The sequence below is a fragment of the Jeotgalibaca porci genome (assembly GCF_011299095.1).
GTDB lineage: Bacteria > Bacillota > Bacilli > Lactobacillales > Aerococcaceae > Jeotgalibaca > Jeotgalibaca porci.
This window is the reverse complement of the sequence record NZ_CP049889.1, coordinates 1,514,621-1,539,417: the sequence shown is the minus strand read 5'-3', so window position 1 is coordinate 1,539,417 and position 24,797 is coordinate 1,514,621. Positions and strand designations below refer to the sequence as shown.

Sequence of the window (24,797 nt, the reverse complement as noted above, 5' to 3'; positions counted from 1 at the left end):
CCACATTGTTCTCATTTTCAGCAACACGATGGTATACTTGGTACGAGCGATGGTTTTTTGGAGGAATTACAATGAAAAAATTAGTAAACAGCAAACAAATGAAAGCAATTGATGCATATGCGATTCACACAATCGGGATTCCTCCGCTTGTGTTGATGGAAAACGCTGCGTATTCAGTCGTCAGTTGTATGGAGAAAAGTATTTCGAAAGAAGACATCATCTTAGTTGTATGCGGTTCTGGCAACAACGGCGGTGACGGTTTGGCAGCAGCGCGTATTTTATTAAATCGCGGTTATCAAGTAGACGTCTTTTTAGCGGGTAATCCGGCACATTTATCTGAAGAAACAGCGACACAATTGAAGATTTTAGAAAACTTGGAAATGGTTATCTGGAATCATTTGGAAGAAGTAAACTTTGCCAACTACACGATTTTAGTAGATGCGTTATTCGGCATCGGCTTAGAGCGTGACATTGAAGATGAACAAGCAGCAGTCATCGCAGAGATGAACACGCACGAGGGAATCATATTCGCCGTTGACATGCCTTCAGGAATTTCCGCGGATGACGGAAAAGTTAAAGGGACGGCTGTTAGAGCCGATTACACAGTTACGTTTGGCGAAGAAAAAGTGGGCCAAATCCTCTTCCCAGGTAGTGAATATTGCGGCACCTTAGTCGTTACGGATATTGGCTTTCCACCATCAGCCGTTGATTCAGTCGCATCCGAATTTTACCGCTACGAAAAAATGGACTTGGCACGCTTGCCATGGCGCCGTGCGTACAGCAATAAAGGGACGTTCGGACGTGTCCTAATTGTAGCAGGAGCCAAAAATATGAGTGGCGCGGCGTATTTGTCCGCACTCGCAGCTTACCGAACAGGCGCTGGTCTAGTTGAGATTATGACGGTGGAGTCGAACCGCCTTATTTTACAAGGGCAGCTACCTGAAGCAATCCTTACAACAATCAATCCGGATTTATTGGATACTACTGAAGAAAAAGAAAAAATTAAGCAAGCAGTCGGCCGTTCCGATGTTATCGTGATGGGGCCGGGATTGGGCGTATCTGATAAAGCTAAAAAGGTATTGGACTTTGTGACATTGTATGCCCAAGTTCCTCTAATTGTAGATGCGGATGCTATTAACATCGCTGCCCGTTATTTCAATACGTTCCCGTTGATGCGCGGTAATACATGTCTGCGTCTCAATGAGTTAAATAATTCCTTACCAAAAGGAACTATACTTACACCGCACTTGCTTGAATTAGCGCGGTTAATGGATCAACCTGCGAGCGATATTCAGGATAATTTGTTGAAAACAGCGGACAGTTGTACAAAAGATACCGATCTAGTGTATGTATTGAAAGATGCGCGTTCAGTTGTAGCATATGAAGATGAGCGCTATCTTAATTACTCAGGAAACAACGGAATGGCAACTGCCGGCACCGGCGATGTTTTGACAGGCATTCTGGCTGCTCTAATTGCACAAGGAATGGATTCCTTCGAAGCAGCAAAATTGGGTGTTTACATCCACGGTTTGGCTGGCGATGTTGCAGCTGCTAAGAAAAACCGTTACAGTATGATTGCTTCAGACGTCGTGAATGGTCTGGAAGATGTGCTAGGCGGTATGATTTAATAGACTTAAGTGGCCTTGGGGTATTTCCCGGGGCTATAAATTTGGATACTTTTATTCAGGTGCTAACTCAAATCAATTTTCGCGTTTGAGTTAGCACACAAAAAGACTGCTCCCATCATTTAATGAGAGCAGTCTATATTTTTAACCGTTTACGATTTCCCCGCCGTTAATATGAATCGTTTGGCCCGTAACGTAGCTGGAATCCTCGCTTGCTAAATAAACATAAGCTGGTGCACATTCATAAGCTTCTCCACCACGGCCCAACGGTTGCCCGCTTCCATGTTCCTCTTTGGTTCCGCCCGTTGTTGCCGGAATGAGCGGTGTCCAAATCGGTCCTGGCGCAATCGCATTGACCCGTATTTTCTTATCAAGAAATTCTTTATTTTGAGCTAACGAACGCGTAAATGTTACCATGGCACCCTTTGTAGAGGAATAATCCAACAAATTAGGAGAGCCGCGATAAGCAGTCACCGAAGTTGTATTAATGATGCTGCCGCCTTCTGCAAAATGTGGCAGCGCCGCTTTAACAAAATAGAATAAAGCAAAAACATTCGTCCGGAATGTCCGTTCCAGTTGAGATGCTGAGATATCCAGAATCGAATCATGCACTAATTGCTGCGCGGCATTATTCACTAAAATATCGACTTTACCAAATGCACCCACCGTAGCATCAACGACTTCCTGAGCGAAATTCTCTTCACCCACGTCCCCTGTCAACCAGACAACTTCAGAGCCATATTTCTTACAGAGTTCACGTACTTTCGCAGCATCTTCTCCGTTTTCTAAATCCGTTAACACGAGGTTGGCGCCTTCCTTGGCAAATGCAACTGCTACCGCGCCGCCGATTCCACTGTCCGCTCCGGTAATAATAGCAACTTTGTCATTCAATTTATTTGCTGATTTATAATTATGATTATCGATCTGTTCTTCCGTCTCATCCGCGTCGATTTCATCGGATGTCATGTAGCCTTGCTTCGGTTCCTCTGTTTCAAAGATGTCGTTTTCTTTCTCTGTCATAACAGTTCCTCCTTAAATGGCTTAGTAATACCATTATTTTAGCAAGAACGCTTTCAATCTCCTAACGATTACGTTTTTCGCGCGAAACGTGGAACACTTTTTCACTACGCTCATATGGAACGTCGGCAACCTCATGACGCACATTCATGACACGCGCTACTACGAAGAAATAATCCGACAAACGGTTCACAAATTTCATGACGAACGGATTCACTTCTTCCGGCTCAACTTGCATAAAACGCACAAGTGTCCGTTCTGCATTCCGTGTTTCTGTACGCAATACGTGTAAATAACTTGCCGCTACCGTACCACCTGGAATAATGAAGTACTGGATTTCAGGCGCAATCGCATCCAGCGCATCAATGCGTCCTTCTAACCACGTAAGATGCTCGGCGGTAATCTTGTATTTCCGGTGTCCTTTCGGTACCGATAAATCTGACGTGCAATCAAATAAAAACTGTTGAATCACGCGTAAATCCTCGCGAATATCACTGGCCTTTTCATCCGTTACCAACGTCGCTTCAACCAATCCACACCATGAGTTAATATGATCCACTTCACCAAATGCGTCTACGCGCGCGTCATTTTTATCAACGGCCATGCCGCCGCCAATCCGCGTTCTTCCTTTATCCCCTGTTCGTGTGTAAATTGCTGGTTTCATCCAATCACTCCTTTTTGAATATGATACCAGACAATCAAACCTTAGGAGGAGATAAATGTTCCGAGATTATGCTAAACTAAGGAAAAGATGTCTATAAAGAGGTGTTTAGTAATGTCAGAAAAAGAGAGAGTGAAAGGTCCTGTCAACAGCGACCAGCGCTTCATCCGGTTTTTCGGCGGCCGTAAATTAATTTTCAGTCTCGCCATATTAATTATGCTTGGTATTTTAGTAATGATTTATAATCAAATCTCATTTATTTTCTTACCATTGCGCGTAATTTTTTCCACAATCGTGGCTCCGCTTATTCTTGCCATTGTATTCTTTTATATTTTGAATCCGCTCGTTACCTTCCTAGAGAAGCGGAAATTAAATCGAACGTTGGGAACAGCGCTCGTGTTGGGCGGTTTCGCCGTCCTTGTCGTATGGGGAATCATCTCGGTGATTCCGATTCTGGTTGAGCAAATCACCGGATTCGTCGAAGCCTTCCCGGGTTATATCGATACCTTGAGCGGCCGTTTTGAAGAATTTGTCGTTGGTAGTCAATTTGAGTCCTACTACAATGAGGCAGTGAATAATTTTGACGAAATCGTTGGCGAGATTCCACAGATGATCTGGAACTGGGTTAATAATTCTTCCCAACGCATCTTCAGCGTCTTTTCCACCATTTCCAGCGTGGTAGTCGTATTAGTGACTTTCCCTGTGATTCTCTTTTTTATGTTAAAAGAGCGTGGGAAATTTAAACCATTTATGATGAAATTGACCCCTCCTATTTGGCGGGATGACTTAGATATTTTAGGCAATCGCATGGCTGGCGTATTAGGTTCGTATATCGTCGGTGAGGCACTTGTAGCTCTAAGTTTAGGAGCAATCCTATTAGCGGGGTACTTAATTATCGGTTTGGATTATGCATTTGCTCTAGCCGTAATCGCGACAATCACTGCGGTTATTCCGTATATCGGCGCAACAATCGGAATTGTTCCGGCACTCGTTGTCGCAGCTTTTACTTCACCAAGCATGCTTTTGAAAATGGCAATCGTTTGGGTAGTGGCACAAGCAATCCAAGGGAACTTAATTGAACCGAATATTATTGGCAAGAGCCTAAAGATGCACCCACTGACAATCATTATTGTCTTACTGATTATGGGGAACCTATTGGGATTGATTGGTATGATACTAGGTATTCCCATCTTCGCCATCATCAAAGTGCTCTTTGATTATATTTTCGAAAAGTTCAAAAAACATTACAATCGTTTCTATGGGAATGTAGCAGGAACCTATGAATACGAAGACTTAGACTAAATAAAAAAAGCGGTTAGGACTAAATTGTCCTGACCGCTTTTAATATTTATTTACTGATTCCCAATACATCTTCTTTTGCATGGATAAGTTGGGTAATCATTTGGCAATATGGCGCTTCTAGGCCTTTTGCTTCTGATTCTCTTGCCACTGTTCCATTCAAGAAGTCGATTTCCGTTAATCTTCTATTTGCTAAATCTTGGTGCATGGAAGGGTAATGGCTACCTACTTTTAACGCCAATGCTTTCAAATAAACAATTGTTTCTTCTACATCCAGCTCGACGCCTTCAGTTCTAGCCAATTGTGCAAATTCTGAAACAATGTGATTCAACAAGAAATCGATTTGTGAGCTTTCGAATACTTCTTTAATCGTTCCATCCAACAAAGCACACAATGCGTTCATCGTTCCGTTTACACAAGCTTTTCTCCAAATTGTAAAATGAACATCTTCACTGTACACGCCGTTTAGGCCTGCTTCGGATAATAACGCTTCTACTTTACGAGCTGCTTCTTCTTGCGAAGGATCGGCATTTTGTAATTCTACCGGACCTTGTCCCATGAAATGTGTCACGCCCGGAGCGTCGATACCCGCTGTCCAGACTGTCGTTCCCATGATAATATTTTTCTGTGAAACATATTCTGAAAGTGTTTGTGCATGTCCCAAACCATTTAACAAGCAGACGATTTGCGTGTCTTCTTTAATGGTATGTTTGATGGCTTCCATCATGCTGCGTAAGCCCATAGATTTCGTAAAAACAAAGATAACATCAAATTTGTCTTCGATTTCTTCCGGTTTACCAATTGTCATTTTCGCATTATCCACTTCGCCGTTAATGGAAATTGTCAAACCGTTTTCGCGAATACTTTGAATATGATCTTCCCAATAATCCATTAGCGTAACTGCGTTACCATTTTTTTGTAAAAGGTATCCAAACCCACAACCTAATGCTCCTGAACCTGCAATTGCTACTTTCATATATAAAATCTCCCTTACTTGTTCGTTTAGTTTGTTGCTGGTACAAATTTGAAAATTTCATGCTCATACACTTTAACTACTTTGTTACAAATGAAGTCAATTAGAAGTGCACTACCAAATGGAATTACAAAGTATGCAAGTGCTGCTGTTATGAGGCTTGACCCCATATTTACGGCTTGGATAGGTCCAACTAGACCAACAATACCGAAACCAGCTGTTTGTGGTGTTCCTTGGATTGTTAAGAAGTAAACGCCTAATCCTGAAACAAAACCATTTAAGATAATTGGAATAATAATTTTTGGATATTTAATCAAGTTAGGCATCATCATTTTCATACCGCCTAAAAGAATCGCAAGTGTTGTACCACTTTGATTCACACGTAATGACCCGATGACAAGAATGGCTGTACATGATGTAACACCAACTGCTGCTGCACCTGCACCCAGACCTGCAATTCCGACTGCGATTCCGATTGCAACTGTAGAAATCGGTGAAATAATTAAAATAGCAAAAGCAATAGAAATGAGGACTGCCATCAATAATGGTTGTAAGGTAGTAAAGCTGTTAATCAAGTTACCAATTGAAGAAGTAATTTGGCTGACAACTGGTAAAATCAATAACCCCAGTGTTCCTACTCCACCGCCGACAATAATCGGTAGCAAAATCAATGTTAAGGAACCCAAACGTCCTTGTAATAAACGCGTTACAAAGGCAGCAATACCTGCTACAATCATCACGTTCACAAGGTCACCGATACCGACCATTTGAACACCTGCTTCAGTTACCGTATAAGCACCCGAACCCAGATAAGTTGCCGCACCAATAATAACGCTCTCGATTGCATTAAATTTGAATTGCATCCCTACCAAAACACCAATCAATGCTGGTGTTACAAATTGCATAATACTCACAACACTTGCCATTGTCGCGAAAATAGATCCATAAGGAATAAGCGCTTTTAGTATACCACCTAAAATGGCATTTGCGATTAGCCCAACTACGACACCACTGGCCGTTCCAGCTAATACCTTGTTCATATAATCTTTAAATGAGTACTGTATTTTTTGTTCCATTATCCTCGACTCCTTTATTATTTATTACATAGTTAACATTATCACAATTAGTGAGCAATACAAGAAAAGCATTCTCATCTTCTCTCATTATCCTCTAAGTGTTAGCGCTTAAATTATCATTTTTAGGGGTGAGTAACGGGTTCCATTGTTAATATAGTACTTTTTTAGCGTATTTTAAATTCTAATGTTAGTTTGTGAATTATTTCGTATAAAAAGCAAGCAGTAAGTTTTAACCTTTACTGCTTGCCTCTAAAATTCTTGCGATAAACTGCCTGCACGTCATTCAAGCTATCGATTTGCATTTCCAGAACAAGCGGCCCTGATAAAAATGTCGCGCCCACTTTTACAAAATGCTTACAATAAATAAAATCTTGCCAACGCACCATATTCATAGGATCATATCCGGTTATCTTCCCAGTGATATGTTCCTTTTCAGTGAAGTGCGTCATGATTGCTTTACGCTGCTCTGTTTCTTCTTTCAAAATCTGTGTAATTTTTTCTTCATGCCTAACGCTAAAAGGGAGTGGTTCAATTTCTTTAGTCAATTGTTTGTAAATCAACTCAGTTTGATTCAACTCCACGGGTGGAAGTGCTAGCAGCAGTAATGTTCCCGTGTAATAGGCTTGACGACGAACAGCCAGTATTTCGGCGGACAAGCCGGTAATGGCTGCCAGATAGGACTGAAGCCGCTCCTCAAACTTATCCGGTGCTAACTGCCGAAGAGCCCGCATACCGACAAACTCGGCTGCACCTTCGATTGTTTCAATCTTCCATTCATTTTCTATATGCACAGGTGTTTTCTTATGACGCGTGTCACGCAAATAGACGAATTGCTGCAACGCTGACCTGTCAGCCGTTTGAATATAGTGCACCAATCGTTCATTTTCTGCGTACTTTGTTTGAAATATCTCAATATCTAAAGGATAGCGCAAAAGTTCCAAATCGTTGGCAAACCGGCTCTCACCATGTTCATTTTGATAGCAATGAAACATTTCGTGCACTATATTTGCAGTCAGTAAATCTAAGTCTTTATTTACTTCAAAATCCATGTTCCAGATGGCCATGTACGAGCCTTCAAACGCAATCGCAGTATTAGCGAGAAAGCGTTCGTCCCAAGGGATTTCACAATCAGCTAAATAGACGATTTGATCGTCATAAAGTGCAAATGGAAACAGATTGAATCCCGGCCATAAAGCGGAAAAATCCAGGCGGTCTAAGCGTGCTTGTATCTGATGATATATTTCTCGCATTGTCTATCCCTCTTTATACGTAAAATACGGTTTAAGTAACTGTAATTCTTGCTGAGTTAAGGAGCGATAACTCCCTAGAGGCAAAGTTTCATCCAACTCTAATGGCCCCATCGCTATCCGTTTCAAATGAACAACTTTTTTTCCAACTGCTAAAAACATCTTTTTCACTTGGTGGAATTTTCCTTCTGACAAACTCAAACGCGCACGATGCGCATCCACTATTTCTAGTTGCGCCGGTTTACACATTTCACCACCGATGAAGACAATCCCAGCTGCAAAAGCTGCTATATCGGTCGTTTCCAAAGGTTCTTTTGTCGTCACTTCATAAACTTTAGAAACTTTCTTGTCGGGAATGAGTAACTGGTAACCTAATTGGCCGTTATCCGTTAATAAGAGAAGCCCTTCCGTGTCGCGGTCCAAGCGCCCAACGGGATACAACCCCTCTGTCTTATCCCTATCATTTATCAAATCTAAAACTGTTTCGCAGGTCGCATCCGTCAAGGCTGTGACGACGCCAGCCGGTTTATTCAGCATCACATATTGATGTGGAAAGCCACTGATAGGCGCTCCCTGGACAGTGACCTGATGCAGACGTCCCTCTACGTTAAAACTCCCATTCGTAACTGCTTCGCCGTCTACCAAAACAACTTTTCTTTGAATGAGGCGCTTGACCGTTTTGCGCGAACCAAATCCTTTTTCTTCCAATATTTTATCAATTCGCATTTTTCTTCTCGTTGCCTTCTACTTCATCTAAACGATGGACCAAATCACTTTTCTCACTGGATTCTATTTCCCAGTGAATAACAAAAGTCAAAATCACCCGCAATACCACGATGGCTGCGAGAATAATAAATTCATCAAGCGTTTGAATCACAACTGATTTCAATATTTCCGCAGCCAACTTGAACTCTAAACTGTAGGCGAGCGCTTTGGCCAAATCTAATTTAGGATCAGATGCCATTAAATTCCCACCTGAAAAAATAAATAAATACAGTGAGCGAATAACGCCGTATACCACTACTACGACACCAATTAACTCGATAATTGCTGCAAGATTGGGAATAATTTGTACTAACAAGCCATGTAAGTCCATTCTGTTTTCCTCCTTTTTTTACCTTTCTTCTATTGTACACGTGGACAAAAAAATAGACCAGAGACTTGTGTCTCTGGTCAGGGAACGTTTAATTAGTTACTTTTACTCTTTTTAGTTGCAATATCAGTTTGAATCTGATCCATTGCTGCTCTATCAAGTGGATAGATACGGATTAATACCAATACGATCAAGTACAGAACCATTGGTAGTCCGATCATGATCATCCCACCTGTTAGAAGTGCAGATGTTAATTTTTCACTTGCATCTGGGTAGCTTTCAGTAAATCCAACACCTGCAACGATGAACCCGATTACGATTGGAGCTAGAGATGAAGCAATAGAGTCTGTTAATGAGAAGATTGTTCCAATCAACCCAGAAACGAAACGTCCTGAACGTGCAGTTTCGTAGTCTGTAATATCTGCTGACATTGTCAATACAACAGATGTTGGGTAAGAGTTACCAACTTTTAGACCGATAAATCCAATGATGAATAGGATTGATGGTAAACCACCGTTAACGAAAATTTGTGTTGGGTCTTCTGAGAAGAACAAGATTGTCAACATTGTAGCTGCCGAAGCAAGTGCTACTAAAACACCAGCTGTATAAGATGACTTCAAGTCTTTCTTAGTTGCAAGACGTGTAAACAAGATAACGACTAATAGGTTAGGAATAATTTGTAGTAATGAAATTTGTCCAGATAAACCGTAGTTACCTAAGATGATACCGAACAGAATAACGATAAACGCTTGGTCACCGATCAACTGTGCGTTAAACTTCATCAAACCACCACTGATAGCTAGAACTTGCAATGGCTTGTTACCTTTAATAACAGACCAGTAATCTTTCAATGATTTCGTTTCAACAGTATCTTCACCAAGACCAAAGTACTCTGTGCGGTCTTTTCTTCTGATACCAATAACAGCAAGTGTCGTTAGAATTGCTGAAAGAATCATTACACCACCAAGGAATTCTGTATAGAATGCTTGGTTAAACTCGCCACCGTGACGTGGTGATAAGAAGTTAGAAACAACAACTTGGCCTAATGCGAATACTCCGATTGAACTGAATACAGTGTCATAGATGGAGAACAATGGACGTTGTGATGGATCATTTGTCAAAGCTGGCTGTGCAGCTTTTGTTACTGTTTGTTGGAATGAGTACACGACTTTATGGAAAATAAGAGCGATTAAGAAAATAACTGTTTGTAGAGCTCCCTCAAAGCGGTGTGTACTGAATAATAGCAAGAACGATAGAACGAGCCCGATGTTTGAAGCAATCATCAAGGGACGGAATTTACCCCAACGTGTATTGAATCGGTCCATAATAACTCCGATTGTTGGATCGATGAAACCATCGAATAGACGTGCAGCTCCTAGCAAGTTACCTACAACCAAAGTTGTAAATCCAGCGATACCAGTTGCATAATAAGTCAAGAATCCAAAAGCAAATAAGTATAAGTTAGTAGCAGAGTTGTTCAAAGAGAAGAATGCGATTTCCCATTGTTTCGCGCGATGGTAATTCCCTGTTGTACTAGATTGATTTTGTGACATGGTGTTACTCCCTTCCTTTATTGGAATAATATTTACAATAAAAGGACGTCATAAAGAATGTAAATCGCTTCCATTGCATACCATAATTATAGCTCAAATTATTTAAAATACAATATATAACCTATTGAGACATTTGTGCGGATTTGCGACAAATCAGTCAATATAGTTCAAACATCTAAAATGGTTGCGTTTTCAATGGATTTGTAAAGCTTTTCAGAAAAGCGTTCTCCATTTTCTGAAAACGTTGACTATAACTGCTATGTGAATCTGCGAACAAAAGAATTGGTTTTTTGCGAAATAAATGAGCCCGGACATGATTACTCTTGCATGTCCGTTTTATTAGGTTTATGTGTATGCATGAAAAAAGCCGGGAAATAACTCCCCGGCTTCTTTTATTAATCATCTAGTTTTAGTCCTTTTAGTGCGTCAAACAATCCGTTATTGACCGGCTCGTCTTTTTGTTGCATCTTCAAATATTTTTGGACGTCGCGTTTGTCCGCTTTTTTATTATTTTGCTTGCGACGACTTTGGAACACCGAAAGTTTTTCGCGATGTCCGCAATTCTTGCAGACAAACATCTGCCCGTCGCCCTCGCCGACCATTTCCAATTTCTTATGGCACTGTGGGCAACGTGCGTTGGTCACACGAGAAATATTCTTGCGGTGGCCACACTCGCGGTCTTGGCAAACCAACATTTTGCCTTTTTTACCATTTACTTCCAACATTGGCTTGCCGCAATCTGGGCAAGCTTTTGAAGTCAGGTTATCGTGCTTGAATTGTGTATCGTCTTGCTTAATTTCCGTCACAATCGCTTTGGCATAGTTTTTCATTTCTTCTATAAAGACGGCTTTATTCAATTGACCTTTTGCGATTTTTTCAAGTTTCAGTTCCCACTCTGCAGTCAGTTCCGGTGATTTCAACTCTGCCGGTACCAATTCTAGTAACTGACGTCCTTTTCCAGTCGTGTGAATATTATTGCCGCGTTTTTCAATCATAAATGAGTTAAATAATTTATCGATGATATCCGCACGCGTCGCAACAGTACCCAATCCACCGGTTTCTTTCAAAGTTTGAGCGAGTTTTTTATTGCTTGCTTCCATATAGGACGTTGGATTTTCCATCGCTGACAATAAGGTCGCTTCTGTAAATGGTGCTGGGGGTTTCGTTTGTCCCGTTGTTTCATTTACATAGTCAATCGCCAGAGTCATGCCTGCCTCCAGTTCTGGAAGGAGCTGCTCTTTTACTTCATCCTCGTCGTCTTCGCGGTGGTTGTAGATATCACGCCATCCGGGATTAATAATCGTTCTACCTTTTGCAAAGAAACGTTCGCCCTGCAAATCAGCTTCTAACGTCACTTGTTCCCACACTTCATTCGGTGATAAAACCGCTAGGAATCGTTTGACAACCAAGTCGTAAATTTTGCGTTCACGGTCTGTCAGCTTCTGCAATTGCACAACTTCTTCGGTTGGAATAATCGCATGGTGATCAGAAACTCTTGCGTCGTCAACAAATGATTTGTTAACTTTAATCGGTTGGTTTTGAATCATATTAGCTGCGGAACGGTACGCCGGAATTGCGATGGCACGCAAACGATCAGGAATCGTTCCAACGATATCGGCAGATAAATAACGCGAATCAGTACGCGGATACGTCAGCAATTTATGACGCTCATAAAGAGTTTGCATCAGGTTCAGCGTTTCTTTAGCAGAGTAGCCGAAGAGGCGGTTCGCGTCCCGTTGCAGTTCCGTTAGATCGTATAAACCCGGCGCAGGTGTCGACTTGCGTTTGCGATCAATATTTATAACGGTCGCATCAGAAGTCCCTAGCTGCTTATGCAGTTTTTGGATTTGTTCACGGTTAAAGGAACGGGTGTTGTTCTGTTTATCGCGCCACGTTAATTTGAGTCCATCGCTGGTGCGAGCTTCCAATCCGTAATACGTTTTAGGTTGGAATTGTTTAATCTCATCTTCACGTTTGGCGATAATCGCAACGATTGGAGTCTGTACACGTCCACAGTTCAGTTGTGCATTGTGCTTCGTCGTCAAGGCGCGCGTTGCGTTCAGCCCGATGTACCAGTCCGCTTCCGAACGTGCCACAGCTGATTGATAGAGATTTTCGTAGTTTTTGCCCGGTTTCAAATTATTGAAACCATCATTGATGGCTTTGTCCGTTACGGAAGAAATCCACAGACGCTTGATTGGCTTTTTAACTTTCGCCATATCAATAACCCAACGTGCTACCAGCTCCCCTTCACGCCCGGCATCTGTCGCAATGATGATTTCATTGACGTCCTTGCGAAGCAGTTGTTGTTTCACTGCATTGTACTGCTTGCCACTTTGACGAATAACAGTCAATTTCAGGTTGTTCGGCAGCATCGGTAAATCATTTAAGTTCCACGTTTTATATTTCTGATCGTATTGTTCTGGTTCCGCTAAAGTAACGAGGTGTCCCAACGCCCAAGTTACGATATAACGGTCACCTTCCAAATAACCTTGACCTTTTTTGTTACACTTCAAAACACGCGCAATGTCACGCGCGACTGAAGGTTTTTCGGCCAGTACGACACTTTTTTGCATAGTAATTTTCAATCCCTTTCGATTGTAGAGTCGGTAATACTATACCACTTTGTTATAATGAGTTAAAGGAGCGATGATAGATGAAAGTTGATGTTGCAGCATTAGAACAGTATGTAGGTTATCGTGATATGAAATATATTGCCCCCGCCAAGGCTGGTGAGCGCGCGGATGAAATGGAAACATTTAAGAAAGACGGTCAAACTGCCCGAGCTTCTTTTTCAGATTTGGCCAAGCAGATTGATTCAGAGCTCGCTCATTTTAAGATGGAACGCGTCAGCGGGTGGATGAATCAGGCGCAAATTGGACGCCCTCTTTTCTTTTGTTACTACAATCATGAGGCTGCCAGTCGATTGGATCCAACATTTGCGATTCGTTTAGTGATGATTGAAGAACGGTTGGGAATTACGGTCGAGGTAAGTTTCATCGAACGGGGTGTCGTTCCAGAAACCATTATTCGGCAAAATCGGGTGTTGGATGCTCCCGTTTCTGACGGTGTTTATTATTTTGTTCAGAGGGACGGGGAAAGCCATCGCATCGAAGGAACCGAAGAAAATCGGCTGGATTTAATGGAGCAGCGCACCGCTGGTCTTTTCAGGAAAGTGTTGGTAAAATTCGACATTTCAGATTTAGGCCAATTTGAGACAGACGAAGACTTAGTTGCAGAAATAATGTCCGGTTTCCGTGCCCTCCATCCGTATTACGAAGCGACTCGGAATAATTAGGACTTAAGTCGATTAAATATTGATTAAAAAGTCCTTATTATGGTTTATTAGGTATTTTAGGTCGTTAAATTTGATTAGAAAGTCCTTATTATCGTTTATTAGGACTTCTAGGCCGTTAAATTCGATTAGAAAGTCCTTATTAATGAATACACGAAAAAAAGACTGGAGGCAATTGATTATCTCCAGTCTTTCTTTGATGCTTTTTCTCACACTATAATTCTTTAATATCTTCTGGCAGAATCGTAAACAGGTCGGCCTCTTCATCCAAGGCCAGACGGTTACTTTGCTGCAGTTTTGTTTGTTCAAATAAACTGCGGGCTGCGCGGGCATTTCCGAAATGACGATCGCGGTTTGCGTAGGCTGCTTCGAAAACTTCTCCCAATTTTGCAACAGTCTCCTCAAGCAATACGAATCCTTGCTTTTGAGCACCCATTGTAAAGATCTCAACGAGCTCCTCACTGCTGTAGTCATGGAAATCAATCGTGTAAGACACACGACTGCGGATACCAGCGTTCATGCTCAGCATCCGCTCCATTTCATCCGGGTAACCAGCCATAATAACGACCAGTTTGTCACGGTTATCTTCCATTTCTTTGATTAAGGTACTGATCGCTTCGTAACCAAAGTCATTCTGCGAACCGGAGTACAGCGAGTAGGCTTCATCGATAAATAGAACCCCGCCATATGCTTCCTTAATTTTATCCAACGTCTTCGGACCGGTTTGACCGACGAACTGGCCGACCAAATCATCACGCGTCACTTCAATCATGTGGCCGCGCTTCAGAACACCGATGGATTTCAGTATTTTACTGATTAAGCGCGCAATCGTCGTTTTACCAGTCCCGGGCTTCCCGGTAAATACCATATGCAAAGCCAAATCCGTCATCGTATAGCCTTTTTCCTCGCGACGTTTCTCAGCACGGACGTAGTTGGTAATCGACTTCACTTGTTCTTTTACATTTTCAAGTCCAATTAATTCTTCGAGCTGTCCCATTAAATCTTTGATGTCGTCTCCGAATAATTGCGCCGGATCAATCCCAAAATCTAATGGTTCTAAAATAACCAGGTCCTCTTCTTTTAACACCTGATCACTCAAACGGAAGGCGCGCTCACGCATCGCTGCTTCCATGATATTGCGGACCGCACGCGCGTTGGCGAACTGTGGCAGTACTTTTTCTTGATTCACTTTCACCACAAAAGCTTTTTCGCCAGCTTCAGTCAACGTATAGTGATTGGCTTCTGCTTGCTGCTTCGCAATATCTAATAATTCAAAATCAGAGAAATCATCAAAGTTTACTTGCATGTTAATACGGCTCGACAAACCAGGATTGGATTTCAACAATTCCTTCATACCTTCATCATAGCCCGCTAAAATAACGATAAAATCATTACGGTAATCTTCCATTGATTTAATTAAAACTTCCAATGCCTCTGATCCATAGTCCGATTGGTCATTTTTGGCAGGGGCCAATGCGTACGCCTCATCGATAAACAAAACGCCGCCTTTTGCGGATTCAATCACTTCGCGTGTCTTCTGCGCTGTCTGCCCCATATAACCGCCGACTAAACCAGAACGGTCCACTTCCACCAGCTGTCCTCTTTCCAGTATCCCTAATGCCGTGAAAATATCGCCAATAATACGTGCAACAGTTGTCTTTCCTGTTCCCGGATTTCCGGAAAAGGCGAAATGATAACTCGGCTGTTGGCTCTTCTCAATCGAAAGCATATATGAACGGCGTTTCTCATATTCCACGAGTTTAACTATCCGGTTTATCTCGCGTTTCACATCGTCCAAGCCAATTAAATTGTTTAACTCTTCCAAAGCATCATCCAATGAACGCTTGGCTTTGTGGTTGTAAGGCTGCGCCGCTTCAAATCCGAAGAAATCATCCGCGTTTGAGCGACGATTCTTTTTCGGTTGCATACTATCAATCAAAGACGCCACTTTCGCCGTACTATGAGACAGTGGGCGCGTCTGTTTCAAATATTCAAAAATCTTGCGGCACTCTTCAAAGTCACCGTGAATGTAGTATGCATACACGCGGTCATACTCGATGTCGTCATCATACCCGTGTTTTTCAGAGACGGTGATTGAATCTAAAATAGCGTCTAATGGCGCTTCTTTTTGCAGTAAGATTTTTGTTTTCAAACGGTGTGACGCATACGTTTTTGGTCGTTCTGCCAAAATTCCTTCCGTCAACGTTAATGCTTTATCTAATTGGTTACGGCCAAATGCCATATCCGCCAAAATTTTTGCTGCTTCCCAATTACCCTCATTCGCTTCATAAGCGCGGGCTGCATAGTGTTCTGCTTCTTTAGCCATTTTCAAATTCAAGAATAACTGCGCCAACAGGACCAGGTAGTTGTCCCTATCCGGCTCAGCTTCAACTGCTTTTTGAGCAAACGCCATCGCTTTTTTATAATCATGACTCTTGAAGTAACTCAGAGCCAGCAAGTAATTTACTTGCGGATGTTCGGGATACGCTTGGTAAGCTTCCCGTAAAATCGGTACACTGCTCAAAGCCATATTACTTTTAATATTGTATTCCATCCCGCGCAGACGCGACTCCATCGTTTCGACTGTCATTCCATCCATTGTGATAGAGCCATCTTCCTTAAATGTTGATTCCACTGTTTGCCCTCCTTTCCTAAAATCTGTATCTATATTTAAAATTTCTGTTTCATTTATCGCTTCCTATTCTAGCATAATTCACCCTTCATTTCCCTATTTTACGCTTATTTTCATAAATCCTTCACAAAATGAAGCAGTTCAGAAACCCTGTTTACATTTGCGATTGGGATTTTGATTCATTCGTGCTATTATTAAGACATAAGAAAGCGTTTCATTTTATTATGAAAGGAGCCTTTATCATGTTTAAGAATCGTCAAGATGCCGGCGTTCAGCTCGCAAAAAAACTGGAGCACTACCAAAATCAGGATGTCGTTGTTTTTACTCTCCCCCGCGGTGGCGTACCACTCGGAGTGGAAGTAGCCAAGCATTTACATGCACCACTGGATTTGATTATTACCAGAAAAATTGGTCACCCGCTCAACCCTGAGTATGCGATTGGCGCCATTTCAGAACATGGACGGACTTTATATAATGAACTGGAAATCGCGAAGGTCGATCCGACTTGGTTAAATAACGAAGAAGCGCGGCTCATGAATGAGATTAAACGCCGCCGCTATAAATATGGTACGAACCTTGTGTCGGCCAATGGAAAAACAGCGATTATTGTTGATGATGGCATTGCGACTGGTTTTACGATGCGGGCTGCCATCAATGATGTCAAAAAAGATAATCCCAGTCACATTGTTGTGGCTATCCCGGTTGTCCCGGAACGCATGGCACAGCAACTTGAAACATTGGTAGATGCTGTTATCAGTATTGAACGTACACGCGCGTATCGTGGTTCAGTCGGTTCGTACTATCACGAATTCGAGCAGCTCACGGACAGTGAACTGCTAGAACAGCTTGCTTTAAAATAAGGAATTGTTTAGTATTTATGCGAGGTGAGGAAATGAAAGAAATCAGCTTGAAAGATACCGTCTATGAAACAGTAACGAAAAACCCGGAGATCCGCGAGGTTATTGTCGGCTTGGGCTTTGCGCCGTTACGTGATGATAAAATGCTACAAACTGCAGGACGCATGATGACACTGGGTAGAGCCGCCAAACAATTTGGCATTTCCTATGAAACAGTTGTCAAGACGCTCCAAGCAAACGGCTTTACCATTAAGGAGGACAGCTTGTGATTGAAGAATTAAAGAATAAACGTTCTAAAGATTTTGAAGCACGCCAAGCTATTTTAAAAGATTTGATCTTACGGCTTCATGCTGATGAAGATCAAGAAGTGATTAAAAAAGAATTTAAAGAACATTTCGGTACTGTGAGTGCCTTTGAAATATCCGTTATGGAACGCCGTTTGATGGGTGAAGGAATTGAAGCTGAGGAAATCATGCGTTTGTGTAACGTCCACGCATCCCTTTTCAATGGCTCAATCGAAGCCGTCTACGAGCAAGGTGAAGGATTCGACAGCCCGGGTCATCCCGTTCGTGTTTTGAAAGAAGAGAACCTGGCATTAGAAAGTACGATGGATAAGATTGTGAACTTATTGAAAGTTTACTTAGATTCACCCGACGCGCAATTGAAAAAAGGATTGCTGATGCAACTGGATATGCTGTGGGAAATCGATAAGCATTACGCACGAAAAGAAAATTCCTATTTCCCCATTATGGAACGTTATGGCATGACTGCGCCGCCTAAAGTTATGTGGGGCGTAGATGATGAAATTCGTGAGCTGATCAAAGATTTCCGTACACGTATTGAAAACGATGATTTAGATGGGATAGATTTCGAACCGGCTAAATATGAAGTCGAAGAAATGATTGTTAAAGAAGAAGAAATCATGTTACCGATGATTATGCCATTCTTTAACGAAGATGACTGGATTTCAATTGCCGCGGAGTCGGATGAAATTGGCTACTGTATCGTTAAACCAGATAAAAAATGGGAACCAAAACGTGAAGTTGTGGATGCCAGCGTTGAATCTGGCAATATTGATTTGGGTCTTGGGTATTTGACACAGAAAGAATTGCGTAAAATTTTGGACTTGCAACCATTGGAACTAACCTTTATTGATGCCAATGATATTGTCAAATATTTCAATGAAACACCTGGACGGAAGCTATTCCCACGTACGCGAAACGCTATTGGGCGCGAAGTTTATAACTGTCACCCGCCAAAGAGCCAATCAATCGTTCGCAAGTTGATTGCTGATTTTAAAGCGGGTACGAAAGACATTGAAACATTGTGGTTTCAGACGCGCGGCACGTATGTCATGGTGACGTATGCAGCTGTTCGTGATGACGATGGTTCATACATGGGAACATTGGAATGGGTACAAGATATCCAACACATTATTGATATTGATGAAGAAAAACGGACAATCGATTAAGATTGCCCGTTTTTTGGTAATTTATCGTTTAATTTCTGATAAATCGGCTTCATTTCCGATTCAGATGTTTTAGCTACTGCTTCAGCCAACGCCATCCAAGCGACCGCACTATTTTCGTCCGGTTTAATCGTTAATGCACCCGATTCTGACGCCTGCAATAAGTATGTCACGTTTAAGTGTAAGTGCGGACGGATATGTTGCCCATTTTTCATATGGGCGGGAACTTCGAGTATTTCCAGGCCATAAATTTCTTCCGACACAGGCGTTAAATCCTTCAGACCTGTTTCTTCTTCGGCTTCCTTCAAAGCGACCCGTAAGAAGTTACTGTCCCCGTCAACGTGTCCACCCGTCCAAGCCCAAGAATCGTAGATATTATGATAGACCATCACTGTTTTTGTATAGTCTTCGTTTACAATCCAAGCAGACGCTGTGAAGTGAGCAGCGGTACTGTCACGGATTAAAATATCTTGCACTACATCGATGTATTCGAGCATGCGGGCTTTATCTGTTCTTTCCTGTTCGTTGTAAGGTTCAAAATCCATTATTTCCTGGCGATAATTCATTGTCTCCCGACTCCTTCAGTTCACATGATATTTGTGTACCACGAATTGATTATGATTATTGCGTTTGCCATAAATGACAATCGATTTACCCTCGGTGACCTGGAAAAGGAAATTGAGTGAATGGTTTTTGATGAGACAATTCTCTCTTGTCTCACGTTCATCTGTCAATGTGAACCGCACAAGCGGCATCTCTTCCAGTTTCAAAACTTTTATTTTTTCGACCTTCCCTTGCAAACACCATTTCCCTTCCATTTTCCGCACCTCATTTCTTCGTTCTCATTATACGAACATACGTTCACGCTTGTCAAGCGAACAACTAGAAAGGATATGGTATAATTTTAACAGATTCAACCAAATTTAAGGAGGCGTTCGTATGATTATCACAACTACAAATAGTATTGAAGGTAGAACAATCGTATCCTATGAAGATGTTGTTTTTGGCGAAGTTATTTCCGGAATTAATTTTATGAAAGATATCGGTGCAGGGATGCGGAACTTTTTTGGTGGCCGCTCGCAAGGTTACGAGGAAGAAATCGTTATGGCGCGTGAACAAGCTCTAACTGAAATGGAGAGTCGTGCCCTTGATTTAGGTGCAGACGCCGTTATCGGTGTAAAGATGGATTATGAAACTCTTGGTGCGGATAACGGTATGATTATGGTGACTTGCAGTGGAACCGCCGTTAAACTAAATTGAAATCACTTAAGGAGTGAATAAGGTGTCTAAACATTCACGCGACCACGTTCATTCGTGTGTCTCGCTTGTACCGATCTTCAACCACTTAGAAAAAGAACAAATGGACGAAATTTCAGCAACTGCTCACACCCGACGCTTTAAAAAAGGTGAACGCCTTTATCAGCCTCTGGATGAATCCGATTCTTTATATATTGTGCATAAAGGATTTGTGCGGATTTATCGTTTGACAGAAAACGGTAAAGAACAGTTAGTTCGCTTTCTGGGACCTGGCGACTTCACCGGAGAAATGGCTTTATTCCGCTCTTCGCTTCATGATTCGTTCGCAGAAGCGACGCGCGATACGGCTGTTTGCGTTATCACCAAAGATGATTTACAGCCTTTGTTGGCCACTTATCCTGCTATTTCATTGAAAATATTAGCGGAATTTTCCAATCGTTTGGAACAATCTGAACGTCAGACAACACTTGTCGCAACTGAAAAAGTGGAAAATCGTTTAGCGATGTTCCTCGTGGAATTGTTGGAAGAAGGTTCAAACATTGCTACGTTACCGATGACTAAAAAAGATTTAGCTTCATTCTTGGGGACAACACCTGAAACAATCAGTCGAAAACTTGGGGCAATGGAAGACCGCGGTTTAATTCGACACATTTCGAACAGAGAGATTGCGATTATGGATGCCGATGAATTGTTACTCGGGTAAAAAAAGGAAGGGATCGGGGAAATAACTCCCGGACCTCTTCCTTTTTTATGTGTAAGTATAAAACTCAAGATTTTTTGAGCCTACCCCATAAAATGGCTCAGCAAAAAACCTGCCAACAACACGGCAATGGGTATTGAAATAACAAAGGCCAGGAACCCTAGCAACGAGCGATCCTCGAGCCACACCAAAGCAATGAGATTCCCCACTAAACTTAAAAAGACACCTAAAATACCTGTTAAAGCAAAGAAAATCATTAACCAATCAAAACTGTTCGGTTGACCAATTGGGCCTCCCAATCGCGGCTGCAACAGCGCGACCAACACCCAGCTTATAATAAAGTATAAAATTCCACATGCTGATATTTTCCCCAATAGCGTGTGCGGACGTAGCGTTAGTTTCATCGCGATTCCTCCTCTGATTCCGTTCTAATTTTGCTATTTTGCCACTTTCTTGCTGGAACCATCACTGTAATTAATCTCATAACCTTCTTGGACGTTGAAGATATAGACATTAAAACGCAAGCCTTCATCTTCAACCGACTGAGCCATCAACTGTACACCACGGGCCACTTTTTCTTCATCTCTGAAAATCGGGCGGACCATATAACGCACGTGGTTTTTCGTCTGCTTCAAATAATAAGCAATATCGTTTTCGAACCGTAACATATTGGGGTTGTTCAGACTTCGTGTTCCCGTCATTAAATTACGGATATTGTTGTTCTCTCCGGTTAGTTGGAAACCAATTAAATGACTGCGGTTATATAACCATTGTCCGTTAGCCAGTTTCTTTTGTTTCCAACCAGTCGGATCGATATATAAGCCCACACGCTCTTCAGTTGGAAACAGATCGACTCCCAACATAGCGTGAGCCGGACCCACTCGGTTTAAGCGGTCCAGTTCTGTAAATGCCTGCCAACTGCCGTCTTCCAATGATAATTCATCTTCTGAAAACTCAGGCATGTTGTCGTTCACTTCGATGACTTGATTGACACCGTCATACTCTAAGTATGTCAGTTCGGATTCTGGAATCGTCTGTGTCATCAAAAGTGATTCGACAAAGTTATGTATAACCGGCAACGGCTGCGTTAAGAAGATAAACAGTGTGGCTGCAACCGTCAATACACTAGATATCACTTTTAAATTTACATCTATTTCGTCTTTCTTTTTTCTACTTCTTGTCATTTTTAACCTTTCTCAAACCCTTCATCATGCAAGTAACCTTCTCCTGCTTCTTTCGTTTTAAAGATTCCTTCTACTTGGCCATCGGCAAGCGTAACAGACCACACTGGATTTTCATATGTCAGACGTAAGGCATCTCCTTGCGCATCAAACCATAACTCGGAGTAGCCGTCCTCATAGCCATCGACAGTTTTTTTCAAATGTGCGATTGCTTTATCGACCCATTCCCGCAAAGCTGCTTCATCTGCTTCCAGAACGGAAACATAGCCTTTTTGTGTTTCTTCTTTTGGTAAATAACCTGCGTAAATCCATGCGTTTCCGTTTGGATGCAAATGGCGAACCAAAACTGTCTTTTCTACAGCGCTGTCTTTGAAATGATAATTGAACCGTTTCAAAGAAACCGGTGCTGCTTCTAATTCTGTGTAGCTGTCAAAAATTGCTTGTTTTTCTTCAAATGATAATGTCATTGGACACCTCTTCATAATAGTATGTTTTGTTTATTATAACAGAAAATGGAGTGCCTCTACACAGCACTCCATTATTGATTATATGTAATAAAGGTTTTCTGATGGGTATTGTGCGTCGCTGGTAATATCAATTCCCAAGTTACGTAATATTTGTTCGTCATCTTTTTTCAACATAACTGTTGAGTGTGCTTGCACACCTTCCAGCTCAGATAACTTGTTATAGCAAAGTTGTGCTGTCGGATTGGTTACGGCACTGATGGCAAGGGCAATCAGTATTTCATTCGCATTTAAAATGGGACGACGATTATGCAAGACATCCGATTTCGTTTTTTGAATCGTTTCAAGAATAGTCAACGACAGCAATGGAATTTCATCGCCGACATTTGCCAATTTTTTAATCGAGTTCAAAATCGCTGCAGATGAGGAATCCATCAGATTGGATGTCCGTCCGGTAACAATTTGACCATCATTCAATTCAAATGCAATAACTGCCTGTGTATCGTTTGTCTCAAAGCGTTTACGGCATTCATCGGCATAATCTCGAGCTGGTTGAACAGAAAGACGGTCCGTTGGTGTCAGTTCCGCTTCATCCAACAATATTTTCATCCGATACACAACATCTTCACTTAGAAGACCTTTTTTGAAATCAGATTCAATCGCAAAGCTTCGACGGATTATTTCTTGCTTGGATGCAGCACGCACGACTTCATCATCCACGATACCAAATCCAACCCGGTTCACACCCATGTCCGTTGGCGATTGATAGACAGATTCTTTTTGCGTAATTTTTTCAATAATACGTTTGATGACCGGAAAAATCTCAATATCGCGGTTATAGTTAACTGCTACCTCGTTATATTTCTCAAAGTGGAAGTTATCAATCATATTTACATCTCTCAAATCAACCGTCGCTGCTTCATAGGCCATGTTCAACGGATGCTTCAATGGTACATTCCAAACCGGGAAAGTCTCGAACTTGGAATAACCGGCAGTCCGGCCCATTTGATTTTCGTGATACAGTTGGTTCAAGCATGTCGCCAATTTCCCACTACCACCACCTGGAGCTGTCATAACAACAATCGGGCGCGTTGTTTCAATATATGGATTCGAACCGAACCCTTCTTCACTCACTATCATTTCAATATTAGATGGATAGCCGTCGATACTTTGGTGACGGTATACCTTGATATCGCGTTTTTCTAGTTTATTGATAAACAGTTTGGTGTTTGGTTGGCCGTGGTAACGTGTAATCACAACACTGTTTACCAAAAGGCCGTACTCACGGAATTCATCGATTAAGCGGAAGACTTCCATATCATATGTAATGCCGTAATCCCCACGAATTTTATTACGTTCGATATCGCCCGCATACACACAAATCACGATCTCGGATTTATCTGCCAAGCGTTGTAAAATTTTTAATTTCGCATCTTCATCGAAACCAGGTAGGACCCTTTTTGCATGTTTATCGCCAATTAATTTCCCACCGAATTCTAGATAAAGTTTATCGTAATCATTGACGCGTTCAGAAATATAACGTGTCTGTTCTTCGATGTACTTTTTTGAATCAAATCCTATTTTATTCATTTCCTACCTCCTCGATTCTAATCAACTCTATTAATTATAGCCTTTTTTTTGAGCATGGCAACGTTTGGATGGAATATTGACTTTCCTTTAAAGGTCAGCGTATAATAGAATCATTACCCCCAAAAAAACGGGCCGTTAGTTCAGTGGGAGAATGCTTCCTCGACAAGGAAGAGGTCACTGGTTCGAACCCAGTACGGCCCATTATATAAAAAGTGCACGCTTCGCCGGATTTAGATCCGTTGAGGCGTGCACTTTTTTGTTTACCACTCTTGGTAATTTTCAAACGTTTTATGGTATTCCTTAATCATGGCGTCTTTCCGCTTTTTCAAAATTGCAATTGCACCCAACAGTTGATCGGGTTCATCTGTCATATTGCAATCCTCTTTCTGCCGTTCCATCGCTTCTTCCACAGGCTGATATGGCGCTTTGCGTTTGATTTCATCCAACATCGTATAAATTTGCTGCCGCATCCGCTCCATCCTTTCCGGCTCGGCTGCTTTAATATCTTCCAAATGCGCCAAGACATAACGGAAATTCAAGTGCCGTAGCATTCTGCCATTTTGCACATGCACATATTCTTTATTAAATGGCGAAACGCCGGTAGCCTGGCCGTGAATTTGATACCATCCGTCATAAATCTCCCAGACACCTTCTGGACCATCCGGTTGGAAATCGCGCTTTAATTTGAATGTCGGATCTTCCCCCGTAATCTCTGCGACCCAGCGTTTTTCATCGGTTATATTTGGCATCAAATGCAAAATTTGTGGTTTCAACGTATCACTTCCTTTAGCTTATCTGCTTTATTTTAA

25 protein-coding genes and 1 tRNA gene are annotated in these 24,797 nt (G+C 41.9%); 9 read left to right on the top strand and 17 right to left on the bottom strand.

Annotated elements, in window-relative coordinates; all coding sequences use genetic code 11:
• The first annotated feature begins 71 nt into the window (after window positions 1-71).
• Window positions 72-1,628, top strand: a complete 1,557-nt coding sequence (locus tag G7058_RS07915) for an NAD(P)H-hydrate dehydratase (RefSeq protein ID WP_166063015.1) — start codon at window positions 72-74, stop codon at window positions 1,626-1,628.
• Window positions 1,629-1,769: 141 nt separating this feature from the next.
• Here G7058_RS07915 and G7058_RS07910 read toward each other — a convergent pair whose 3' ends face one another.
• Complete coding sequence (locus tag G7058_RS07910) at window positions 1,770-2,645, bottom strand: glucose 1-dehydrogenase (RefSeq protein ID WP_166063014.1); 876 nt, start codon at window positions 2,643-2,645, stop codon at window positions 1,770-1,772.
• A gap of 61 nt (window positions 2,646-2,706) precedes the next feature.
• Complete coding sequence (locus G7058_RS07905) at window positions 2,707-3,306, bottom strand: cob(I)yrinic acid a,c-diamide adenosyltransferase (protein WP_166063013.1); 600 nt, start codon at window positions 3,304-3,306, stop codon at window positions 2,707-2,709.
• A 111-nt stretch (window positions 3,307-3,417) separates the two neighbouring features.
• Between G7058_RS07905 and G7058_RS07900 the strand changes: the two genes are divergently transcribed.
• Window positions 3,418-4,605, top strand: coding sequence for an AI-2E family transporter (locus G7058_RS07900; protein WP_166063012.1), 1,188 nt, complete (start codon window positions 3,418-3,420; stop codon window positions 4,603-4,605).
• A gap of 46 nt (window positions 4,606-4,651) precedes the next feature.
• Here G7058_RS07900 and G7058_RS07895 read toward each other — a convergent pair whose 3' ends face one another.
• From G7058_RS07895 to G7058_RS07865, 7 genes are all read right to left on the bottom strand, one after another.
• Complete coding sequence (locus tag G7058_RS07895) at window positions 4,652-5,578, bottom strand: 2-dehydropantoate 2-reductase (RefSeq protein WP_166063011.1); 927 nt, start codon at window positions 5,576-5,578, stop codon at window positions 4,652-4,654.
• Window positions 5,579-5,604: 26 nt separating this feature from the next.
• Window positions 5,605-6,651: a PTS sugar transporter subunit IIC gene (locus G7058_RS07890; protein ID WP_166063010.1), complete on the bottom strand. Its 1,047-nt coding sequence runs from the start codon at window positions 6,649-6,651 to the stop codon at window positions 5,605-5,607.
• A 236-nt stretch (window positions 6,652-6,887) separates the two neighbouring features.
• Window positions 6,888-7,901 carry a hypothetical protein gene (locus G7058_RS07885; RefSeq protein ID WP_166063009.1) on the bottom strand — a complete coding sequence of 338 codons (1,014 nt, stop codon included), beginning with the start codon at window positions 7,899-7,901 and terminating at the stop codon, window positions 6,888-6,890.
• A gap of 3 nt (window positions 7,902-7,904) precedes the next feature.
• Complete coding sequence (locus G7058_RS07880) at window positions 7,905-8,624, bottom strand: 16S rRNA pseudouridine(516) synthase (RefSeq protein WP_166063008.1); 720 nt, start codon at window positions 8,622-8,624, stop codon at window positions 7,905-7,907.
• Window positions 8,614-8,994 (bottom strand): DUF1622 domain-containing protein, encoded by a 381-nt coding sequence (locus G7058_RS07875; protein WP_166063007.1) that lies wholly within the window; start codon window positions 8,992-8,994, stop codon window positions 8,614-8,616. The genes G7058_RS07880 and G7058_RS07875 overlap by 11 nt, the downstream gene beginning before the upstream one ends.
• A 92-nt stretch (window positions 8,995-9,086) precedes the next feature.
• Window positions 9,087-10,544, bottom strand: a complete 1,458-nt coding sequence (locus G7058_RS07870) for an MFS transporter (protein WP_166063006.1) — start codon at window positions 10,542-10,544, stop codon at window positions 9,087-9,089.
• 395 nt (window positions 10,545-10,939) lie between these two features.
• The gene (locus G7058_RS07865) at window positions 10,940-13,120 is read right to left on the bottom strand and encodes a DNA topoisomerase III (RefSeq protein WP_166063005.1); all 2,181 of its coding nucleotides are present in this window, start codon (window positions 13,118-13,120) and stop codon (window positions 10,940-10,942) included.
• Window positions 13,121-13,200: 80 nt separating this feature from the next.
• Here G7058_RS07865 and G7058_RS07860 point away from each other — a divergent pair, with 80 nt between their 5' ends.
• On the top strand, window positions 13,201-13,842 hold the full coding sequence (locus tag G7058_RS07860; protein ID WP_166063004.1) for a ribonuclease P: 642 nt from the start codon (window positions 13,201-13,203) through the stop codon (window positions 13,840-13,842).
• Window positions 13,843-14,053: 211 nt separating this feature from the next.
• On the opposite strand, the gene G7058_RS07855 is transcribed toward G7058_RS07860, so the two are convergent.
• Window positions 14,054-16,474 carry an AAA family ATPase gene (locus G7058_RS07855; protein WP_166063003.1) on the bottom strand — a complete coding sequence of 807 codons (2,421 nt, stop codon included), beginning with the start codon at window positions 16,472-16,474 and terminating at the stop codon, window positions 14,054-14,056.
• A 239-nt stretch (window positions 16,475-16,713) separates the two neighbouring features.
• Here G7058_RS07855 and G7058_RS07850 point away from each other — a divergent pair, with 239 nt between their 5' ends.
• Genes G7058_RS07850 through G7058_RS07840 form a run of 3 tightly spaced genes read left to right on the top strand, consistent with a single transcriptional unit; the run spans window position 16,714 to window position 18,799 of the window.
• Entirely contained in the window at window positions 16,714-17,331 is a 618-nt protein-coding gene (locus G7058_RS07850; protein ID WP_227004409.1) for a phosphoribosyltransferase, read from the top strand.
• Between the two features lie 32 nt (window positions 17,332-17,363).
• Entirely contained in the window at window positions 17,364-17,597 is a 234-nt protein-coding gene (locus G7058_RS07845) for a DUF1858 domain-containing protein (protein WP_166063002.1), read from the top strand.
• The gene (locus tag G7058_RS07840) at window positions 17,594-18,799 is read left to right on the top strand and encodes a DUF438 domain-containing protein (protein WP_227004408.1); all 1,206 of its coding nucleotides are present in this window, start codon (window positions 17,594-17,596) and stop codon (window positions 18,797-18,799) included. Before G7058_RS07845 ends, G7058_RS07840 begins: the two co-directional genes overlap by 4 nt.
• Here G7058_RS07840 and G7058_RS07835 read toward each other — a convergent pair.
• A complete protein-coding gene (locus G7058_RS07835) occupies window positions 18,796-19,362 on the bottom strand; it encodes an NUDIX hydrolase (protein ID WP_166063001.1) in 567 nt (188 codons plus the stop codon). The genes G7058_RS07840 and G7058_RS07835 overlap by 4 nt on opposite strands.
• 15 nt (window positions 19,363-19,377) lie before the next feature.
• Window positions 19,378-19,614 carry a hypothetical protein gene (locus G7058_RS07830; RefSeq protein WP_166063000.1) on the bottom strand — a complete coding sequence of 79 codons (237 nt, stop codon included), beginning with the start codon at window positions 19,612-19,614 and terminating at the stop codon, window positions 19,378-19,380.
• Between the two features lie 121 nt (window positions 19,615-19,735).
• On the opposite strand from G7058_RS07830, the gene G7058_RS07825 reads away from it, so the two are divergent.
• Both G7058_RS07825 and G7058_RS07820 read left to right on the top strand, forming a co-directional pair.
• Window positions 19,736-20,056: a putative heavy metal-binding protein gene (locus G7058_RS07825; protein WP_166062999.1), complete on the top strand. Its 321-nt coding sequence runs from the start codon at window positions 19,736-19,738 to the stop codon at window positions 20,054-20,056.
• A gap of 22 nt (window positions 20,057-20,078) precedes the next feature.
• Window positions 20,079-20,756, top strand: coding sequence for a Crp/Fnr family transcriptional regulator (locus G7058_RS07820; protein ID WP_227004407.1), 678 nt, complete (start codon window positions 20,079-20,081; stop codon window positions 20,754-20,756).
• Between the two features lie 80 nt (window positions 20,757-20,836).
• Here G7058_RS07820 and G7058_RS07815 read toward each other — a convergent pair whose 3' ends face one another.
• From G7058_RS07815 to G7058_RS07800, 4 genes are all read right to left on the bottom strand, one after another.
• A complete protein-coding gene (locus G7058_RS07815; RefSeq protein ID WP_166062998.1) occupies window positions 20,837-21,157 on the bottom strand; it encodes a hypothetical protein in 321 nt (106 codons plus the stop codon).
• 33 nt (window positions 21,158-21,190) lie between these two features.
• Window positions 21,191-21,937 (bottom strand): DNA/RNA non-specific endonuclease, encoded by a 747-nt coding sequence (locus G7058_RS07810; RefSeq protein WP_227004406.1) that lies wholly within the window; start codon window positions 21,935-21,937, stop codon window positions 21,191-21,193.
• Window positions 21,938-21,939: 2 nt separating this feature from the next.
• Window positions 21,940-22,401 carry a hypothetical protein gene (locus G7058_RS07805; RefSeq protein WP_166062997.1) on the bottom strand — a complete coding sequence of 154 codons (462 nt, stop codon included), beginning with the start codon at window positions 22,399-22,401 and terminating at the stop codon, window positions 21,940-21,942.
• A 78-nt stretch (window positions 22,402-22,479) separates the two neighbouring features.
• Complete coding sequence (locus G7058_RS07800; RefSeq protein WP_166062996.1) at window positions 22,480-23,988, bottom strand: DUF1846 domain-containing protein; 1,509 nt, start codon at window positions 23,986-23,988, stop codon at window positions 22,480-22,482.
• A 129-nt stretch (window positions 23,989-24,117) separates the two neighbouring features.
• Here G7058_RS07800 and G7058_RS07795 point away from each other — a divergent pair.
• A tRNA-Val gene (locus G7058_RS07795) sits at window positions 24,118-24,189 on the top strand.
• Window positions 24,190-24,248: 59 nt separating this feature from the next.
• Here G7058_RS07795 and G7058_RS07790 read toward each other — a convergent pair.
• Complete coding sequence (locus G7058_RS07790; RefSeq protein ID WP_166062995.1) at window positions 24,249-24,761, bottom strand: hypothetical protein; 513 nt, start codon at window positions 24,759-24,761, stop codon at window positions 24,249-24,251.
• Window positions 24,762-24,797: the final 36 nt, after the last annotated feature.